Origin of the sequence: Saccharopolyspora kobensis (assembly GCF_900108315.1) — a bacterium.
Classification (GTDB): domain Bacteria; phylum Actinomycetota; class Actinomycetes; order Mycobacteriales; family Pseudonocardiaceae; genus Saccharopolyspora; species Saccharopolyspora kobensis.
On record NZ_FNVB01000004.1, the window covers coordinates 1 to 16,715 of the forward strand.

Annotated in this window: 18 protein-coding genes; 13 read left to right on the forward strand and 5 right to left on the reverse strand. The window is 71.7% G+C overall.

Going from position 1 to position 16,715, the window contains the following annotated elements; translation table 11 throughout:
- From C4T78_RS12825 to C4T78_RS12870, 10 genes are all read left to right on the forward strand, one after another.
- A partial coding sequence (locus tag C4T78_RS12825) for a sodium:solute symporter family protein (protein WP_103908119.1) occupies positions 1 to 1,620 on the forward strand: 1,620 nt, incomplete at its 5' end.
- A gap of 16 nt (positions 1,621 to 1,636) precedes the next feature.
- The gene (locus tag C4T78_RS12830) at positions 1,637 to 1,897 is read left to right on the forward strand and encodes a hypothetical protein (protein WP_093357645.1); all 261 of its coding nucleotides are present in this window, start codon (positions 1,637 to 1,639) and stop codon (positions 1,895 to 1,897) included.
- Between the two features lie 110 nt (positions 1,898 to 2,007).
- On the forward strand, positions 2,008 to 2,991 hold the full coding sequence (locus C4T78_RS12835) for a hypothetical protein (protein WP_093357644.1): 984 nt from the start codon (positions 2,008 to 2,010) through the stop codon (positions 2,989 to 2,991).
- Positions 2,992 to 3,063: 72 nt separating this feature from the next.
- On the forward strand, positions 3,064 to 4,578 hold the full coding sequence (locus C4T78_RS12840) for an aldehyde dehydrogenase family protein (protein WP_093357643.1): 1,515 nt from the start codon (positions 3,064 to 3,066) through the stop codon (positions 4,576 to 4,578).
- Between the two features lie 135 nt (positions 4,579 to 4,713).
- Positions 4,714 to 5,709 carry a dihydroxyacetone kinase subunit DhaK gene (gene dhaK / locus C4T78_RS12845; RefSeq protein ID WP_093357641.1) on the forward strand — a complete coding sequence of 332 codons (996 nt, stop codon included), beginning with the start codon at positions 4,714 to 4,716 and terminating at the stop codon, positions 5,707 to 5,709.
- A 13-nt stretch (positions 5,710 to 5,722) separates the two neighbouring features.
- Positions 5,723 to 6,358: a dihydroxyacetone kinase subunit DhaL gene (dhaL, locus tag C4T78_RS12850; RefSeq protein WP_093357640.1), complete on the forward strand. Its 636-nt coding sequence runs from the start codon at positions 5,723 to 5,725 to the stop codon at positions 6,356 to 6,358.
- Positions 6,358 to 7,032, forward strand: a complete 675-nt coding sequence (dhaM, locus tag C4T78_RS12855; protein ID WP_177247787.1) for a dihydroxyacetone kinase phosphoryl donor subunit DhaM — start codon at positions 6,358 to 6,360, stop codon at positions 7,030 to 7,032. Before dhaL ends, dhaM begins: the two co-directional genes overlap by 1 nt.
- A 103-nt stretch (positions 7,033 to 7,135) precedes the next feature.
- The gene (locus tag C4T78_RS12860; protein WP_093357637.1) at positions 7,136 to 8,131 is read left to right on the forward strand and encodes a DUF3558 domain-containing protein; all 996 of its coding nucleotides are present in this window, start codon (positions 7,136 to 7,138) and stop codon (positions 8,129 to 8,131) included.
- A gap of 21 nt (positions 8,132 to 8,152) precedes the next feature.
- Positions 8,153 to 8,461, forward strand: a complete 309-nt coding sequence (locus C4T78_RS12865; RefSeq protein WP_181138258.1) for an Rv1322 family protein — start codon at positions 8,153 to 8,155, stop codon at positions 8,459 to 8,461.
- A gap of 46 nt (positions 8,462 to 8,507) precedes the next feature.
- Entirely contained in the window at positions 8,508 to 9,257 is a 750-nt protein-coding gene (locus tag C4T78_RS12870; RefSeq protein WP_093357635.1) for an alpha/beta hydrolase, read from the forward strand.
- A gap of 47 nt (positions 9,258 to 9,304) precedes the next feature.
- Here the strand turns inward: C4T78_RS12870 and C4T78_RS12875 are convergent, their stop codons facing one another.
- Together C4T78_RS12875 and C4T78_RS12880 are read right to left on the reverse strand one after the other, a co-directional pair.
- Positions 9,305 to 9,820, reverse strand: a complete 516-nt coding sequence (locus C4T78_RS12875; protein ID WP_235863829.1) for a GNAT family N-acetyltransferase — start codon at positions 9,818 to 9,820, stop codon at positions 9,305 to 9,307.
- A 79-nt stretch (positions 9,821 to 9,899) separates the two neighbouring features.
- Entirely contained in the window at positions 9,900 to 10,415 is a 516-nt protein-coding gene (locus C4T78_RS12880; RefSeq protein WP_177247786.1) for a GNAT family N-acetyltransferase, read from the reverse strand.
- A 175-nt stretch (positions 10,416 to 10,590) separates the two neighbouring features.
- Here C4T78_RS12880 and C4T78_RS12885 point away from each other — a divergent pair, with 175 nt between their 5' ends.
- The 3 genes from C4T78_RS12885 (at position 10,591) to C4T78_RS12895 (ending at position 14,647) form a co-directional block, all read left to right on the forward strand.
- Positions 10,591 to 11,343: a 3-hydroxybutyrate dehydrogenase gene (locus C4T78_RS12885; protein ID WP_093357625.1), complete on the forward strand. Its 753-nt coding sequence runs from the start codon at positions 10,591 to 10,593 to the stop codon at positions 11,341 to 11,343.
- A gap of 180 nt (positions 11,344 to 11,523) precedes the next feature.
- Complete coding sequence (locus tag C4T78_RS12890) at positions 11,524 to 12,861, forward strand: MFS transporter (protein WP_093357624.1); 1,338 nt, start codon at positions 11,524 to 11,526, stop codon at positions 12,859 to 12,861.
- Positions 12,824 to 14,647: a helix-turn-helix domain-containing protein gene (locus C4T78_RS12895; RefSeq protein ID WP_093357622.1), complete on the forward strand. Its 1,824-nt coding sequence runs from the start codon at positions 12,824 to 12,826 to the stop codon at positions 14,645 to 14,647. The genes C4T78_RS12890 and C4T78_RS12895 overlap by 38 nt, the downstream gene beginning before the upstream one ends.
- Here the strand turns inward: C4T78_RS12895 and C4T78_RS12900 are convergent.
- The 3 genes from C4T78_RS12900 to C4T78_RS12910 form a co-directional block, all read right to left on the reverse strand.
- Positions 14,644 to 14,958: a hypothetical protein gene (locus tag C4T78_RS12900; RefSeq protein ID WP_093357621.1), complete on the reverse strand. Its 315-nt coding sequence runs from the start codon at positions 14,956 to 14,958 to the stop codon at positions 14,644 to 14,646. The two genes, C4T78_RS12895 and C4T78_RS12900, sit on opposite strands and share 4 nt — an antisense overlap.
- A gap of 8 nt (positions 14,959 to 14,966) precedes the next feature.
- The gene (locus C4T78_RS12905; protein WP_093357620.1) at positions 14,967 to 15,299 is read right to left on the reverse strand and encodes a gamma-glutamylcyclotransferase family protein; all 333 of its coding nucleotides are present in this window, start codon (positions 15,297 to 15,299) and stop codon (positions 14,967 to 14,969) included.
- A gap of 90 nt (positions 15,300 to 15,389) precedes the next feature.
- Positions 15,390 to 16,619: an alpha/beta hydrolase family protein gene (locus C4T78_RS12910; RefSeq protein WP_107916175.1), complete on the reverse strand. Its 1,230-nt coding sequence runs from the start codon at positions 16,617 to 16,619 to the stop codon at positions 15,390 to 15,392.
- Between the last annotated feature and the right edge of the window lie 96 nt (positions 16,620 to 16,715).

The following is a 16,715-nucleotide window of genomic DNA, read 5'->3' on the forward strand; positions in this document are numbered from 1 at the left end:
TTCGTTTTTGTGCTGGGTATTGGTTATGTGGCGCGGCGTGCGGTGTCGACGAGTCTGGATTTTTTCTTGTCGGGTCGGGCGTTGCCTGCGTGGGTGACGGGGTTGGCGTTCATCTCGGCTAATCTGGGTGCGATCGAGATCATTGGTATGTCGGCCAATGGTGCGCAGTACGGGATGCCGACGATGCATTATTTCTGGGTTGGTGCGGTGCCTGCCATGCTGTTTTTGGGTGTGGTGATGATGCCGTTCTACTACGGGTCGAAGGTTCGTAGTGTTCCGGAGTTCATGTTGCGGCGTTTTGGTCGTGCGGCGCATTTGGTGAACGGTGTGTCGTTCGCGGTGGCGCAGGTGTTGATCGCGGGGGTGAATCTGTATTTGCTGGCCAGCATCGTGAATGCGTTGCTGGGGTGGCCGTTGTGGGTGTCGGTGTTGTGCGCGGCGGCGATCGTGTTGTCCTACACGGCGTTGGGCGGGTTGTCGGCGGCGATCTACAACGAGGTGTTGCAGTTCTTCGTGATCGTGGCGGCGTTGTTGCCGTTGACGATCGTGGGGTTGGTGAAGGTCGGTGGGGTGCGGGGTCTGGTGGAGAAGGTCTCGGCGGGTCCGGGTGGTGCTGAGCAGCTCTCGGCGTGGCCGGGCACGGAGCTGACCGGGTTCGCCGATCCGGTGTGGAGCGTGGTGGGGTTGGTGTTCGGGCTGGGGTTCGTGCTCTCGTTCGGGTACTGGACGACGAATTTCGTCGAGGTGCAGCGGGCGATGGCGTCCAAGAGCATGTCGGCGGCGCAGCGGACGCCGATCATCGGGGCGTTCCCGAAGATGTTCATCCCGTTCATCGTGATCATTCCGGGGATGATCGCGGCGGTGGTGATCCCGGAGCTGGGTGCCTACAAGCAGGCGGGGGCGCCGGAGGGTGCGGGGGTCAGCTACAACGATGCGATCCTGCTGCTGATGCGGGATCTGCTGCCGAACGGGATTCTGGGGATCGCGCTGGCGGGGTTGCTGGCGTCGTTCATGGCGGGGATGGCGGCGAACCTGTCGTCGTTCAACACGGTGTTCACCTACGACATCTGGCAGTCGTACGTGGTGCGGGACCGGGATGACCGGTATTACCTGAACATGGGCCGGTGGGTGACCGTCGGGGCGACGGTGGCGGCGGTCGGCACGGCGTTCATCGCTTCGGGTTATGCGAACCTGATGGATTATCTGCAGCAGTTGTTCTCGTTCTTCAACGCGCCGTTGTTCGCGACGTTCATCCTGGGGATGTTCTGGAAGCGGATGACTCCGCACGCCGGGTGGGCGGGCCTGGTGGTGGGCACGGTCTCGGCGGTGGTGGTCTTCGCGCTGGCCGAGACCGGGGTGCTGGACCTGCCGGGGCAGGGCGCGAGTTTCGTGGGTGCCGGGGTGGCGTTCGTGGTCGACATCGTCGTCAGCGTGGTGGTCAGCCTGGCGACCCGGCCCAAGCCGGAGGCCGAGCTGGCGGGGCTGGTGTATTCGCTGACGCCGCGGTCGGCGCGGCAGGCGGCCACCAGCGGTGAGGACGCCGGCTGGTACCGGCGGCCCGGACTGCTGGCCGGCATCGCCCTGATCCTGGTCATCGCCCTCAACATCGTCTTCGCCTGACCGAGGAGGTCTTCCCATGCCAGGTCGCGGTTCCGGCCACACCGCGGGTGCCTTCGACATCCGCTCCGTCATCGCGCTGCTGTTCGTCATCTACGGCGCGGTGCTCGTCGTCGTCGGCGTGGTGCAGCCGCACGCCGAGATCGAGAAGTCGGCGGGCGTGAACATCAACCTGTGGGCGGGCGTCGGGATGCTCGTCTTCGCCGCGGCGTTCGTCGTCTGGGCCCGGCTGCGCCCCATCAGGGTTCCCGACGAACCCGCCGAAACCGGCGAGCACTGATCGCACGGCCGGTGACGGCGTCCGCACGCTGGGCGGCCGACGCCGTCACCGCCGCGCTGGAACGGCCGGTTCCCGTCCCGGGGACGCGGACCGATCGCTAGTGTGATCGCGTGTTCCGACGCGTTCCCCTGATCGCCGCGCTGCTCAGCGCGTTCGCCGTGGCCGGTTGCGCTTCGCCCGGGATCGAGCCGACCGTTTCCGAGCGGCGGACCGTCGATCTGCCCGACATGAACGTGGACAAGCCGGGCCTGCTCGACCCGGCCTTCGCGCCCGAGCGGCTGCGCGGGGTGGACGTGTGCGAGACGCTGCGCGCCGCCGGTCTGGAGCAGTACGGCGAGCCCGCCGCGTTCCGGCAGGAAGGGCTCGGGACCTGCGCGAACTACATGAAGAACCACAACGGTGACGAGTTCACCGTCACCCTCTACTTCGACGACGGCCTGTCGGACCCGAGCCGCCACCGGATCGGCGGGCTGCCGGCCACGGTCCGCGACAACGGCTCCGGGTCCTGCTTCGCGAGCGCGGCCTACGCCGGTGCCGACACGCGCCTGTTCGAGGAACCCCGGGGCCTGACCATCCAGCTCGCCACCGAGCAGAGCGACGTCTGCTCGCCCGCGGTGCAGATGCTGACCGATGTCGTCGAGGTGGTGCGCACCAAGCCGCCGGTGAACGCGCGGACGTCGGGCGGGCTGGGCGGTTTCGACCCCTGCCAGCTCGCCGACCCGGCAGTGCTGCGCGACGCGATGGCGGGCGGCACCCCCGACGCCAGCGGCGGCCGCGGGCTCTACGACTGCGTGTGGTCCGCGGAGAACAGCGTCGTGGCGAAGGTCAGCCTGAAGTTCGGTGCCATGGAGGACACCGAGATCCCGCCGAACGTGCCACCGCCTCCGCCGATCGACCTGGGCGGCGCCCCGACCAGCGTGGTGGTCACCGCCGATCCGCCGGGCTGCGCGATCGAGTGGGAGCACCGCAAGGGCGACGGCGGCAGCGAGGTCGTGCACGTCGCGATCTCGAACATGAAGCGCATCCCGATGGATCCGTGCGTCAGCGCCGGGAACCTGGCCCGGCAGGTGCGGGCGAAGCTGCCCGCGGTGTGACGGTCCCGGTCGGCCCCCTGATTCCGTAGGCTGCACGATGACAACGACCGACGTAAAGGTGGGAGGCCGGCCATGACCCAGACCGCCCGAGGCGACGTCGAGATCCAGTCCGCGACCAGCGCGGAGTCCTCGATGTTCGAATCGATCGACCCTCGCACCGGCGAGGTCGTGGGGCAGCACTCGATCCACACCGCGACCGAGGTCGACGATGCGGTGGCGGCAGCCCGCGCCGCCCAGGAGGCGTGGGCCGAACTCGGGTTCTCCGGGCGCAAGCAGCGGCTCGACCAGTGGCGCAAGCTGCTGGCCAAGCGGGTGGACGAGCTGGCCGGGCTCATCTGCGCGGAGACCGGCAAGCCGCTCGACGACGCCAAGCTCGAACTGGTCCTGGTGATCGACCACCTGCACTGGGCGGCGGCCAACGCCGAGAAGGTGCTGAAGCGCCGAAAGGTCTCGTCGGGCTTCCTGATGTCCAACCACGCGGCCACCGTCGAATACCTGCCGTTCGGCGTGATCGGCGTGATCGGCCCGTGGAACTACCCGGCGTTCACGCCGATGGGCTCCATCGCCTACGCGCTGGCCGCCGGCAACGCGGTGGTGTTCAAGCCCAGCGAGCTCACCCCCGGCGTCGGGCAGTGGCTGGCCGACAGCTTCGCCGAGGCGGTGCCGGAGCACCCGGTCTTCCGGCTGGTGACCGGCTTCGGCGAGACCGGGGCGGCGCTGTGCCGGTCCGGGGTGAACAAGGTGGCCTTCACCGGTTCCACCGCCACCGGCAAGCGGGTGATGGCCTCCTGCGCCGAGAACCTGGTGCCGGTGCTGGTCGAGTGCGGCGGCAAGGACGCCCTGATCGTCGACGCCGATGCCGACCTGGCCGCGGCGGCCGACGCCGCGGTGTGGGGCGCGATGTCCAACGCCGGGCAGACCTGCATCGGCGTCGAGCGGGTTTACGTGGTCGACGCGGTCGCCGACCGATTCGTGGAGATGATCACCGAGCGCGCCGGGAAGCTGCGGCCGGGCGGTGAGCCGGGCGCCAACTTCGGGCCCATCACGATGCCCTCGCAGGTGGACGTGATCCGCAGGCACATCGACGACGCGCTGGAGCGCGGTGGCCGCGCGCTGGTCGGCGGCGAGCACTCGGTGCGCCCGCCGTTCGTGGAGCCCGTGGTGCTCACCGACGTGCCGGAGGACTCCCTCGCGGTCACCGAGGAGACCTTCGGGCCGACCATCGTGGTGCGGCGGGTCCGCGATGTCGACGAGGCCGTGGCCCGCACCAACAGCACCCGCTACGGGCTGGGCGCCACGGTGTTCTCCCGGGCCAGGGGCGCGGAGCTGGCGCGGCGGCTGCGCTCCGGCATGGTCGCGGTGAACTCGGTCGTCGCCTTCGCCGGGGTGCCCTCGCTGCCGTTCGGCGGCGTCGGAGATTCCGGGTTCGGCCGGATCCACGGCGCCGACGGGCTGCGCGAGTTCACCCGCCCGCAGTCGGTGACCCGCCTCCGGTACCGGATCCCGCTGAACCCGATGAGCTTCGGCCGCTCCAAGGGCACCATCCGGCGCATGGTGCGGTTGGTCAAGTTGGTGCGCGGGCGCTGATCGACGCGCCGTTTGCGCTGGGCTTGCGCCGGGGATGACAGGAAGGTTCCCTTGCTCTCGCACCCCCGGCCGGGCGCCGGGGCGGTGGAGAGCACACGGCGCGGCGGTGAGCGGCGCAGGCAAGGAGGCCAGCGGGTGAAGAAGATCATCAACGATCCGGCGGCGGTGGTCGCCCAGTCGTTGCAGGGCATGGCCGTGGCGCATCCCGACCTGCTGCGGGTGCGCACCGATCCCGCCGTGGTCGTGCGCGCGGACGCGCCGGTGGCGGGCAAGGTCGCGGTGGTGTCCGGTGGCGGCTCGGGGCACGAGCCGCTGCACGGCGGGTTCGTCGGTGCCGGGATGCTGGCCGCGGCGGTGCCGGGCGCGGTGTTCACCTCGCCGACCCCCGACGCGGTGCAGGCCGCGATCGAGGAGACCAACGGTGGTGCGGGTGTGCTGCTGGTGGTCAAGAACTACACCGGCGACGTGCTCAACTTCGAGACCGCCGCGGAGCTCGCCGGGCTGGACGGCGTCGACGTGCGCAGCGTGATCGTGGACGACGACGTGGCGGTGAAGGACTCCACCCACACCGCGGGCCGCCGCGGCGTCGGCGGCACCGTGCTGCTGGAGAAGATCGTCGGCGCGGCCGCCGAGCAGGGTGCCGACCTGGACCGCTGCGAGGAGCTGGCCAGGCGGGTGGTGGCCCAGGTGCGGTCGATGGGCATGGCGCTGACCGCGCCGACGGTGCCGCACGCCGGGCAGCCCAGCTTCGAGCTCGCCGCCGACGAGATGGAGATCGGCATCGGCATCCACGGCGAGCCCGGCCGGGCCCGGGTGCCGCTGACCTCGGCCGACGACATCGTGCGCCGGCTGCTCGAACCGATCCTGGAGGACCTGCCCTTCGAATCCGGCGACGAGGTGCTGCTGTTCACCAACTCGATGGGCGGCACTCCGCTGCTGGAGCTCTACCTGGCGCACGGCATCGCAGAGCGGCTGCTGGCCGAGCGCGGCATCCGCGTGCGCCGGAGGCTGGTCGGCCCGTACATCACGAGCCTGGAGATGCAGGGCATGAGCCTGACCCTGCTGAAGCTGGACGATGAGCTCACCGAGCTCTGGGACGCGCCGGTGCACACCGCCGCGCTGCACTGGTGAGGGAGAACGCCGGATGGGTTGCACTGCACAAGACGTGATCGCGGCGCTGCGCGCGGGGGCGGCCACCGTCACCGAGCACCGCGACGAACTGATCGAGCTGGACCGCGTGATCGGCGACGCCGACCACGGGGAGAACATGGCCCGCGGTTTCCGCGCGGTGGCGGCGAAGATCGACACCTCCGCGCCGGAGACGCCCGGCGCGGTGCTGAAGTTGTGCGCCACCGTGCTGATCTCCACCGTCGGCGGCGCCTCCGGCCCGCTGTACGGCACGGCGTTCCTGCGCGCGGCGGCAGCCGTCAGCGATGCGCCGGAGCTGGACGGCACGGCGGTCGCCAAGGCCGTGCAGGCCGGGCTGGAAGGCGTGATCGCCCGCGGCCGCGCGGAGGTCGGGGACAAGACCATGGTCGACGCGCTGACACCGGCGGTGGAAGCGGCGAAGAACGCCGCGGAATCCGGTGAGGGCCCGGCGAAGGTGCTGGCCGCGGCGGCCGAAGCCGCCCACCAGGGCGCGCAGGCCACCGAACCGCTGGTGGCCCGCAAGGGCCGCGCGTCCTACCTCGGGGAGCGCAGCGCCGGGCACATCGACCCGGGCGCCCGCTCGACCGCGCTGCTGCTGTCCGCATTCGCCGAAGCCGCGGGAGGCCGCTGATGAACGTCGGACTCGTCATCGTCTCGCACAGCACCAAGCTGGCCGAAGGCGTGGTGGAACTCGCCCAGCAGATGGCGCCCGAGGTGCGGGTGATCCCCGCGGGTGGGCTGCCGGACGGCAACATCGGCACGGACTTCGAGAAGGTCTCGGCCGCGCTGTCGGACGCCAACACCGGACAGGGCGCGGTGGTGCTCTACGACCTGGGCAGCGCGCAGATGATCGCGGAGCTCGCGGTGGAGTCGCTCGGCGACCCGAGCACCGCGCTGGTCGTGGAAGCGCCGCTGGTCGAAGGAGCGGTCGCGGCGGCCGTCGCCGCGCAGGGCGGTGCGGCGCTGGCGGCGGTAGGCCGGGCCGCGGAATCCGCGGCGGAGGGCGGTGAACTGGCCGAGCCCGGTGCGCCGGAGGCCGGTGAGATCCGCGAAGAGCTGGAGCTGACCAACGAGGTCGGGCTGCACGCGCGTCCGGCGGCGCTGCTGGCGCGCAGCCTCACCGGTCTGCAGGCCACCGTCAAGCTCACGCTCGGCGACAACGAGGCCGACGCGGCCAGCGTCCTCGGCGTGATGGGGCTGGGCGCCCGCAAGGGCGACCGGATCGTCCTGCACGCCAGCGGGCCCGACGCGGCCCAGGCGGTGGAGCGCATCCTCGACCTGGCCAAGCGCAACTTCGACGAATAGCCCGCTTCGGGAAGCTGCGAGCATGGGAACCTTCCTGTCATCGGTGGCAGGAAGGTTCCCTTGCTCGCGGCTGGATCGCGCGGCGCCGGGTTAGGGTGGATCGATGTCGTCGCGTCTCCGCCACCGAGGCCTGCCGCTGCTGTTGTTGTTGGTTCTGCTGGTGGCGGGATGCACTCCGGGCGGCTCGCCGCAGGCGCCCGCCGCGCCGCAGGCGCCCGCCGCGCCGCAGCGGGACGAACCGGGCACGGCTCGGGCCTCGCTCGGTGATCTGCGCACAGTGGACCCGTGCACGCTGACCGATCCCGCCGCGTTGCGGGACTTCGGCCCGGCGAAGAACGCCGGAACCGTTTCCCTGGACTACTGCCTGCTGCACGTCGAGCTCGCGAACGGTTCGCTGGTGCAGCTCGCCGTCGGCGAGCTGGGCCCGGCACCGGATCCGCGGGCGAACCCGGTCGTGCCGCGCGGTTCGCTGCGGGTCGTGCAGAACGCGCCGCTGCCCGGGCACTGCACCCGGGAGATCCTGTTCACCGATGGACTCGCGCTGCGGGTCAGCGCCGATCTGCTCGCCGGCGATCCGGCTTCCGGCCTGTGCGGCATCGCCGAAGCCGGTGCGGAGGCGGCCACCGCGGCGCTGGAGCAGCAGCGCGTCGGGCACCGGGAGTTCCCGGCGAACTCGCTGGCCCTCGTCGATCCGTGCGAAGTGCTGGATTCCGCCGTGGTGCAGCAGGTCCCGGGCCTGGAAGAGGCTCAGGGGCAGTCGAGCCCCGCCGGGCACCAGTGCGCTTGGGGTGAGCAGGTCGCGGACTCGCCGCGCGTGCAGCTCACCCACACGGCAGGCGATCCACCGCAGGTGCTGCACGGGGCGGCCGTCGAGGAGGAGATCGCCGGGCGGCGCACCGTGATCAGCGTGGTCGGCGGCGATCCGCAGCTCCCGCTGTGCTCGGCCGAGACCGCGCACCTGCCGTTCGGCGCCACCGGGCAGGTCGAGGTCGCGCAGCTGGTGGTGGCCGTGCCGGGGATGACCGGCATCGACGCCTGCGAGTTCGCCCGCGGCCTCGCCGGGCAGGCTTGGCCGCACCTCCCGGCGCTCGCCCCGTAGCCGGACCGTTACGGTTGTCGCGTGCCCAGACGCAATCGCCAGCAGCGCCGCCCGGCGGCTGACAGCAGCCACCGCGCGATGGGCACTGCGTTCGGCGCGTCCCGGGTCGAGCACGGTCCGGACGGCGAGTGGATGGTGCGCACCGTGCCCGCCGCGCAGGCCACCAAGGTCTACCGGTGCCCAGGTTGCGACCACGAGATCCGGCCGGGCATCGCGCACGTGGTGGCGTGGCCGAGCGCGGCGCACGGCGGTGTCGAGGACCGGCGCCACTGGCACAACGGCTGCTGGAGCGCGCGCAGCCGCCGCGGGCCGACGCGGCGCTGGTCGTAGCACGTCACACCATGCCGACCACCCGTCCGTGGCAGGATCGGGGGCGATGAGCACCGAGATCCGCGCCAACACCGTGCTGCCTGCCCGCCGCGAGCAGATCACCCTGCACACCGCCGACGGCCTGCAGCTGATCGGCGAGCTCGCGCTGCCGGAATCCCGGCCGCCGCGGGCCACGCTGATCTGCCTGCACCCGCTGCCCACCCACGGCGGCATGATGGACTCGCACATCTACCGCAAGGCGGCGTACCGGCTGCCCGCACTGGCCGACCTCGCGGTGCTGCGGTTCAACACGCGCGGCACCGCCAGCGAAGCGGGCCGCAGCGAAGGCAGCTTCGACAGCGGCAACGCCGAGCGGTTCGACGTGGCGGCGGCGCTGGAGTACGCCGAGTTCCACGACCTGCCGAACGTGTGGCTGGTGGGCTGGTCGTTCGGCACCGACCTGACCCTGGTGCACGGCCTGGACCCGCTGGTGGAGGGCGCGGTGCTGATCTCCCCGCCGCTGCGCTGGAGCACCGAGGAGCACCTGCGCGCCTGGGCGGACTCGGGCAAACCGGTGCACGCGCTGATCCCGGAGTTCGACGACTACCTGCGTCCCGACGAGGCGCGGGAGCGCTTCGCCGCGATCCCGCAGGCGGAGGTGACCGGCTTCCCGGACACCAAGCACCTGTGGGTCGGCAAGGCCGAGGACGCGCTCGACGCGATCGTGCGAACCGTCGCCCCGGACGTGCCGACCCCGCTGCCGCGCACCTGGGACGGGCCGTCGGAGACCCGGCAGGTCACCATCGTCAGCTCCTGAACGCGCTGGTCAGGGCGGTGGGTGACAGGAAGGTTCCCATGCTCGCATCAGCGCGCGGGTAGCCGGAAGAGCACTTCGGGCCGGTCGTCGCGGTGGCGCTCCAGGACCCGCGCGAACCCGAGCTTCTCCGCGACCCGGATCGACGGGGTGTTGCCGACGTCGGTCACGATCACCACCGGCCGGTCGGGCCGGTGGCGCTGCGCCCAGCTCAGCGCGGCCCGGGCCATCTCGGGCGCGTAGCCGCGGCCCCACGCGCTCGGCCAGAGGCGGTAGGCGAGGTTCAGCACCGGTTCGCCCTCTTCCACCGAGTGCCGCACCCCGCCGAAGCCGATCACCTCGGCGGTCCCGGCGAGCCGGATCGTCCAGTAGCCGATGCCGTCGACGGCCCAGTTCCGCCGGAAGTTGACGAACAGCTCGCGCGCCTGGTCCGCGGTTCGCCGCGACCAGCCGTCGTGCGGATAGGCCTCCGGAGCGGAGTGCACCGCGATGAACGCGTCGGCGTCGGCGGGCTCGAGGCGGCTCAGCACCAGCCGTTCGGTGCGGATCTCATCTGGTTCGTCCACGCCGCGCACGGTAGTCCGCCGCCCCGTCACCGAGCAGCAGGTTTTCGCGGCGGGTGACAGGAAGGTTCCCATGCTCGCATCAGCGCGCCGCCAGCCGGAACACCACTTCGGGGCGGCCGTCGCGCCGGCGCTCCAGGTGCCGGGTGAAGCCGAGCTTCTCGGCGAGACGCACTGAAGCCGTGTTGGCCGGGTCGGTGACGATCCGCACGGCGCGGTCGGGGCGGTGGCGGCGCGCCCAGCCGAGCGCGGCTTCGGCCATCTCCGTCGCGTAGCCCTGGCCCCAGGCGGTCGGGAAGAACCGGTAGTAGACGTTGAGCTCCGGGCCGTCGTCCTCGTCGCGGTGCTGCACCCCGCCGAAGCCGATCACCTCGGCGGTTCCGGCGAGCCGGATCGTCCAGTAGCCGATGCCGTCGGCGGCCCACTTCTCGCGGAACCAGTCGAGCTGTTCGAGAGCCTGCTCCGGGGTGCGCCGGAGCCAGCCGTCGTGGGGGTAGGCCTCGGGAGTGCTGTGCAGGGCGATGAAGGCGTCGGCGTCGGTGGGCTGGGGACGGCTCAGCACGAGCCGTTCGGTGCGGATTTCATCAGGCTCGACCACAGGGCGAACAGTAGTCCGCCACCCCGCCGCTGAGCAGCAGGTTTTCGGGGCGGGTGACAGGAAAGTTCCCATGCTCGCATCCCGTCGGCATGGGGAGTGGAGCTACTGGATCACGCCGACTTGTGGTGGATGAACACATAGGCCGTCGGTGCGCCGCGCCTTAACGTCCTACGGCATGAGTGACAACGGGCACGCCGGGCGGGTGGCCATGGTGACCGGCGCGGGCAGCGGGATCGGGCGGGCGTGCGCTCGGGCGCTCGCCGCCGCCGGGGCGGAGGTGCACGTCGTCGATCTCGACCGGGTGGCCGCCGAGCAGGTCGCCGCCGAGATCGGCGGCCGGGCGCACGCGGCAGACCTCGCCGATCCCGGCGCGGTCGACGCGCTGCCCGCCGAGGTCGACGTCCTGGTCAACAACGCCGGTTTCCAGCACGTCGCCGCGCTCCCGGAGTTCCCGCTGGACACCTTCACCCGCATGCAGCAGGTGATGGTGACCGCCCCGTTCCAGCTCGTGCGCAACGCGCTGCCGCACATGTACGCCCGGGGCTGGGGGCGCATCGTGCACGTCTCCAGCGTGCACGGGTTGCGCGCCAGCCCGTTCAAGGCCGGCTACGTGACCGCCAAGCACGCCCTCGAAGGTCTGTCCAAAGTGGTCGCGCTGGAGGGTGCGGCGCACGGGGTGACGAGCAACTGCGTCAACCCGGGGTACGTCGACACGCCGCTGGTTCGCGCGCAGATCGCCGATCAGGCGGCCGCGCACGGGATCGACGAGTCCGAAGTGGTCGAAGACGTGCTGCTGCGGCGGGCCGCGATCAAGGAGCTCATCGACCCCGAGCAGGTCGCCGAGCTCGTGCGCTGGTTGTGCGGCGATCACGCGGCGCACATCACCGGGGTGTCGCTTCCGATGGACGGCGGCTGGACCGCGACCTGAGAACCCGTTCCGCGTCGACGGTGACCTCAGACGTCGCCGTGCGCAACGCCCCCTGCACGGCAGTCGGGCCGACGCCCGAGAACCCGCGGCGTGCGAGTGCCGAGGGCGGGCAAACCCCTCCGGCGCTTCAAAGACGAAGACCAAGACCAGAACCGGCAGTGACACGAAGGAGTGTTCGCCTTGGCCAGCAACAGAACCGGCAACGCGCGGGGCGGCTCGATCGCGCGGGTCGTCGGTGCCAGCCTGATCGGCACCACCGTGGAGTGGTACGACTTCTTCCTCTACGGCTCGGCCGCCGCGCTGGTGTTCAACCAGCTGTTCTTCCCGGAGGCCGATCCGCTCACCGGCACGCTGCTGGCCTTCACCACGTATGCGATCGGGTTCCTGGCCCGGCCGCTGGGCGGGTTGGTGTTCGGCCACTTCGGCGACCGGGTGGGCCGCAAGAAGCTGCTGGTGGTGAGCCTGCTGATGATGGGCGGCGCCACCTGCGCGATGGGACTGCTGCCGACCTACGCCGCGGTGGGCGCGCTCGCGCCGATCCTGCTCACGCTGCTGCGCCTGGTGCAGGGGTTCGCGCTCGGCGGCGAGTGGGGCGGTGCGGTGCTGATCGTCTCCGAGCACGGTGACGACCGCCGCCGCGGGTTGTGGGCGTCGTGGCCGCAGTGCGGGGCGCCGGGCGGGAACCTGCTGGCCACCGCGGTGCTCGCGGTGCTGGCCGCGACCCAGACCGACGAGCAGTTCCTGGCCTGGGGCTGGCGGGTTCCGTTCCTGCTGTCCGGCGTGCTGGTGGTGATCGGGCTGTGGATCCGGATCGCGGTCAGCGAATCGCCGGTGTTCCTCGACGCCCAGCGCAAGGCCGAGCGGCGCAGCGAGCACGTGCCGGTGGTGGCGGTGTTCCGGGACCACTGGCGGCAGGTGCTGATCACCATCGGCTCGCGGATGGCCGAGAACGTCTCCTACTACGTGTTGACCGCGTTCATCCTGGTCTACGTGACCGGCCCGCTGGAGCTGCCGAAGTCGGTGGGGCTCAACGCGGTGCTGATCGGCTCCGCGCTGCACTTCGTGACCATCCCGCTGTGGGGCGCGCTGTCGGACCGGGTGGGCCGCAAACCGGTGTACCTGTTCGGCGCGGTGGCGATGGCGGTGTGGGGATTCGCGTTCTTCGCGCTGCTGGACACCCGGTCGCCGTGGGTCATCGTGCTGGCCACCAGCGTCGGCCTGCTGCTGCACGGCGCGATGTACGGGCCGCAGGCGGCATTCTTCGCCGAGCAGTTCGCCACCCGGGTCCGCTACACCGGGCTGTCCGTCGGCGGGCAGCTGTCGTCGATCGCGGCGGGTGCGCTGGCGCCGATCATCGCGGTGGCGCTGCTGCAGAGCTTCGGCAGCACCGTGGCGGTTTCGGTCTACGTGCTGGCGATGTGCGCGCTGACGGTGGCGGCGGTGCTGGTCGCGCGGGAAACCGCCGGGAGTTCGCTGCACGATGACGCCACCGAGGAGCAGGCCGCGGTGCCAAGATGAGCGGGTGAGCGACGACGTGGTCCAGCTGCTCGAACTGCTCGCCGGCGGCGCGAGCGGCGAGCAGCTGGCGCACGTCGCCGTCGAGAACCCCCGGCTGGCCCGGGCGAGCGCGCTGGCGCTGCGGATCCACAGCACGCTCTCCGCGCACCGACGCCGGGAAACCGAGCTCAGCGCGCTGTTCGACACCGCCAGCGACCTGGCCCGGCTGCGCGACACCGATGCGGTGCTGCGCTCGATCGTGCGCCGGGGCCGCACCTTGCTCGGCGTGGACGTCTCGTACCTGAGCCTCAACGACGAGGCGGCGGGGCGCACCTACATGCGGGTCACCGACGGTTCGGTGTCGGCGCTGTTCCAGAAGGTCACGCTGGGCATGGGGGAGGGCTTGGGCGGGCTGGTGGCGCAGACCGCCCAGCCGTACGCGACCCGCGACTACTTCGGCGACGAGCGGTTCCGGCACACGCTGCCGATCGATTCGGCGGTCCGCGATGAAGGGCTGACCGCGATCCTGGGCGTGCCGCTGGCCCTCGGCGACCAGGTCATCGGCGTCCTCTACGCCTCGGACCGCACCCGCCGCGAGTTCACCCCGGAGGAGATCGCACTGCTGTCGTCGCTGGCCGACCACGCCGCGATCGCGCTGGACAACGCCGCACTGCTGGAGGAGATCAGCGAGCAGAGCGCCGCCCTGCACCGCGCGGAGAAAGCCCACGACCGGCTCATGGACCTGGTGCTCCGGGGCGCTGCGGTGCCGGAAGTGGCGGCCGCGGTGGCCGACGTCCTGCACGGCGAGATCGGGCTGTTCGACGCCGACGGCGTGGAGTTGACCAACGCCGACCCGGTGCCACCGGTGCCGTCGGCGGCGGCCGTCGCGGCCTCGCGCGCCAGCGGACGCGCCATGTCCACAGCGGACGGTTGGGTCTGCGCGGTGCAGGCCGGGCCGGAACTGCTCGGCAGCATGGTGCTTTCCGGGCGCGGCGACCTGGTGGACGCCGACCGCAGGCTCTTCGAGCGCGCCGCGGTCGTCACCGCGCTGCTGCTGATGCTGCGCCGGTCGGTGGCCAAGGCCGAGGACGAAGTGCGCGGTGAGCTGCTGACCGACCTGCTCACCGCACCCGAGCGCAATCCCGGGGCGCTGCTGGCGCGGGCCGAGCGGCTCGGCCTGGACCTGGCCCAACCGCACGCCGTGCTCATCGCCCACGCCGAGCGCGTGCCGCGCACCCGGCTGGCGGTGGCCGCCGGCCGCTGCGCGGCGCTCGCCGGGATCCACGCCGAGGAGGTCGTGCTGCTGGTCCCGGCCACCGACCCGGGCCCGCTGGCCGCCCGCACCGCCGAGGCCCTGCGGTCCGCAGTGGACGGTCCGGTCACGGTGGGCGCTTCCGGCCCGGCGCACGGCCCGCGGGAGATCGCGGCGGCGCACGCCGAAGCAGCCCGCTGCCTGCGGGCGCTGCTCGCGCTCGGGCGGATCGGCGAGGGCGCGTCGATGGACGGCCTGGGATTCCTCGGTGTGCTGCTCGGCGAGCAGACCGACCTGCCCGGGTTCGTGCGGCGGACGATCGGGCCGGTGCTCGACTACGACGCCCGCCGGGGCACCGAGCTGCTCGCGACGCTGCAGGCCTACTTCGCCGCCGGTGGGAACCTCACCCGCGCCAAGGACGTGCTGCACGTGCACGTCAACACCGTCGTGCAGCGGCTCGATCGCATCGGCTCGCTGCTCGGCGCGGACTGGCAGGCACCGGACCGCGCGCTGGAGATCCACCTCGCGCTGCGCCTGCACGTCCTGCAGGGCTAGTGGCCGAACCGGGGGAGCCCGGCGTCGACGACGGCCCGGCGGAACCGGCCGTCCCAGGCCTGCCAGACCTCAGCGCTCAGCACGCCACCGACCTGGAGCCCTGATGGCTCGACCGAAGCCCACAGGTGCTGGTCGGCGTCGTCGTCAGGTGCGAACCACCTCGCGAGATCGGGCGACCCGGGCTGCCAGCCCGGCAGATCGCGGTAGATCCGGCCCAGCGCCGCCCAGTCCGCATCGGTGAAGTCCGCCCAGGACAGGCAGTAGACCCGTGCCACGGGCTCGGCGTCGGCGGTGTCGTAGAACCACTCCACCGCAGCGGTCAGCTGAGCGCGTAGACCCAGGCGGTGCGCCCGGAGCGCAGCGGCACCTCGACCCGGCGGTAGGCGTCGACCTCGTAGTCGTCGGCCGCGGCCAGCTGCTCGTCGGTCAGCGTGAAGACCGTTCCCGGCACCTCGGCGCCGGAGCTGCGATCGGGGATGAGCGCCGGGTGCACCGCCGAGCCGCTGAGCTCGACCACCCGCGGGTCCTCGATCCGCACCTCTCCCAGGCGGTGCCCGGTCACGGCGTCGGACTCGCCGGGCACCTCGCCCCCGAACACCGATCGCTGGACCTCGGGCTGGCGGAGCGTGCCGTAGGAGAAGAGCAAGTGCATGGCACAAGTCAACCAGCCGCGGCATTCCCGCTGGTCACGGGGGTGAGTGACAGGAAGGTTCCCATGCTCGCACCGCACCGCCCGGTGGTTTCAGCCGCGCAGCCAGGCGTGCATCTCGTCGAACGCGTCGCGGAAGTGCGGCGCCAGCGGGCGCAGCCCGGGGAACTCGTCGACCAGGCCATCGGTGTGGTTGCCCGCCTCGATCCGGTGGTAGCGGTGCAAGCCGCCGCGGCCGGCGGCGGCCACCATCCCGGCGTAGACGTCCGAGCTGCGGCTGATCGGCAGCAGCGAGTCCAGCGTTCCGTGCAGGGTGATCAGCGGTTTGCCGATGCGCCCGGTCAACGCGATCCGCTCGACGGCGCGGTGCACCTCGGCGGGTCGTGAGGCGTAGTCGTAGTCGGCGTCGCAGTCCGGCGTGCCGCTGCGGCAGAACGGGATTCCGGCCTGCCGGTCGCCGTCGAACCCGGGATCGAACTCCTCGCGGTAGATCCGCTGCGTCAGGTCCCAGTAGACGCGGTGGTGGTAGTCCCACAGGAACTGCGATCCCGGCGCGAAACCCGCGGCCAGGACGGCGCGTTCGTCACCGGCCGGATGGGCGCGCAGCGCGGTGGGCAGGAAGGTGAGCAGGTTGTCGCGCTGCGTCCACAGCGTGCCTTCCCAGTCGACGCCGCCGTCGTAGAGCCACGGCCGGTTCTCCAGCTGCCAGCGCACCAGGTAGCCGCCGTTGGACATCCCGGCGGCGATGGTGCGCGACACCGGGCGGCCGTAGTGGCGCCAGGCCGCGACCTTGGCGGCGGTGGTCAGTTCGGTGACGCGGTGGTTCCACTCGGCCACGGCGTCGCCCGGCCGGTCGCCGTCGGTGAAGAACTCCGCACCGGTGTTGCCCTTGTCGGTGGCGGCGAAGGCGTAGCCGGCGGCCAGCACGTGGTCGGCGATCGCCCGGTCGTTGGCGTACTGCCTGCGGTTGCCCGGTGATCCGGTGACGACCAGGCCGCCGTTCCACCGCGCGGGCAGGCGCAGCACGAACTGCGCGTCGTGGTTCCAGCCGTGGTTGGCGTTGGTCGTCGAGGTGTCCGGGAAGTAGCCGTCGATCTGCCTGCCCGGCACCGCCGCCGGAGCGGGCAGGTCCGAGGCGGTCAAGCCCGCCCAGTCGGCCTGCACCGTGTGCCCCGAGGCGAGCGTGCCCGTCGTCGTCAGATCCGCCAGGCACGCCGATTCCTGGTGCACGGCACCGGGAACCCGCACGTCGGGGCCGCACCTGGGCGCGGCGGAAGCGGTCGGGACGAGCAACGAGCCGGCGAGCAGACCGGCGGACAGCAGCGTGATTCCCCTGCGCACGGCGCACCTCCTGTGTTTCGCCCGGTCACGGTAGGGGCGCGGCGAGCGATCCGGACATGTGGACGTGGCACACAAATC

Bases quoted from the DNA above. Each gene is read 5' to 3' on its own strand.
- C4T78_RS12830 (WP_093357645.1), top strand. From the start codon at position 1,637: ATGCCAGGTCGCGGTTCCGGCCACACCGCGGGTGCCTTCGACATCCGC.
- C4T78_RS12840 (WP_093357643.1), top strand. From the start codon at position 3,064: ATGACCCAGACCGCCCGAGGCGACGTCGAGATCCAGTCCGCGACCAGC.
- dhaL (WP_093357640.1), top strand. From the start codon at position 5,723: ATGGGTTGCACTGCACAAGACGTGATCGCGGCGCTGCGCGCGGGGGCG.
- dhaM (WP_177247787.1), top strand. From the start codon at position 6,358: ATGAACGTCGGACTCGTCATCGTCTCGCACAGCACCAAGCTGGCCGAA.
- C4T78_RS12860 (WP_093357637.1), top strand. From the start codon at position 7,136: ATGTCGTCGCGTCTCCGCCACCGAGGCCTGCCGCTGCTGTTGTTGTTG.
- C4T78_RS12870 (WP_093357635.1), top strand. From the start codon at position 8,508: ATGAGCACCGAGATCCGCGCCAACACCGTGCTGCCTGCCCGCCGCGAG.
- C4T78_RS12885 (WP_093357625.1), top strand. From the start codon at position 10,591: ATGAGTGACAACGGGCACGCCGGGCGGGTGGCCATGGTGACCGGCGCG.
- C4T78_RS12895 (WP_093357622.1), top strand. From the start codon at position 12,824: ATGACGCCACCGAGGAGCAGGCCGCGGTGCCAAGATGAGCGGGTGAGC.
- C4T78_RS12905 (WP_093357620.1), bottom strand. From the start codon at position 15,299: ATGCACTTGCTCTTCTCCTACGGCACGCTCCGCCAGCCCGAGGTCCAG.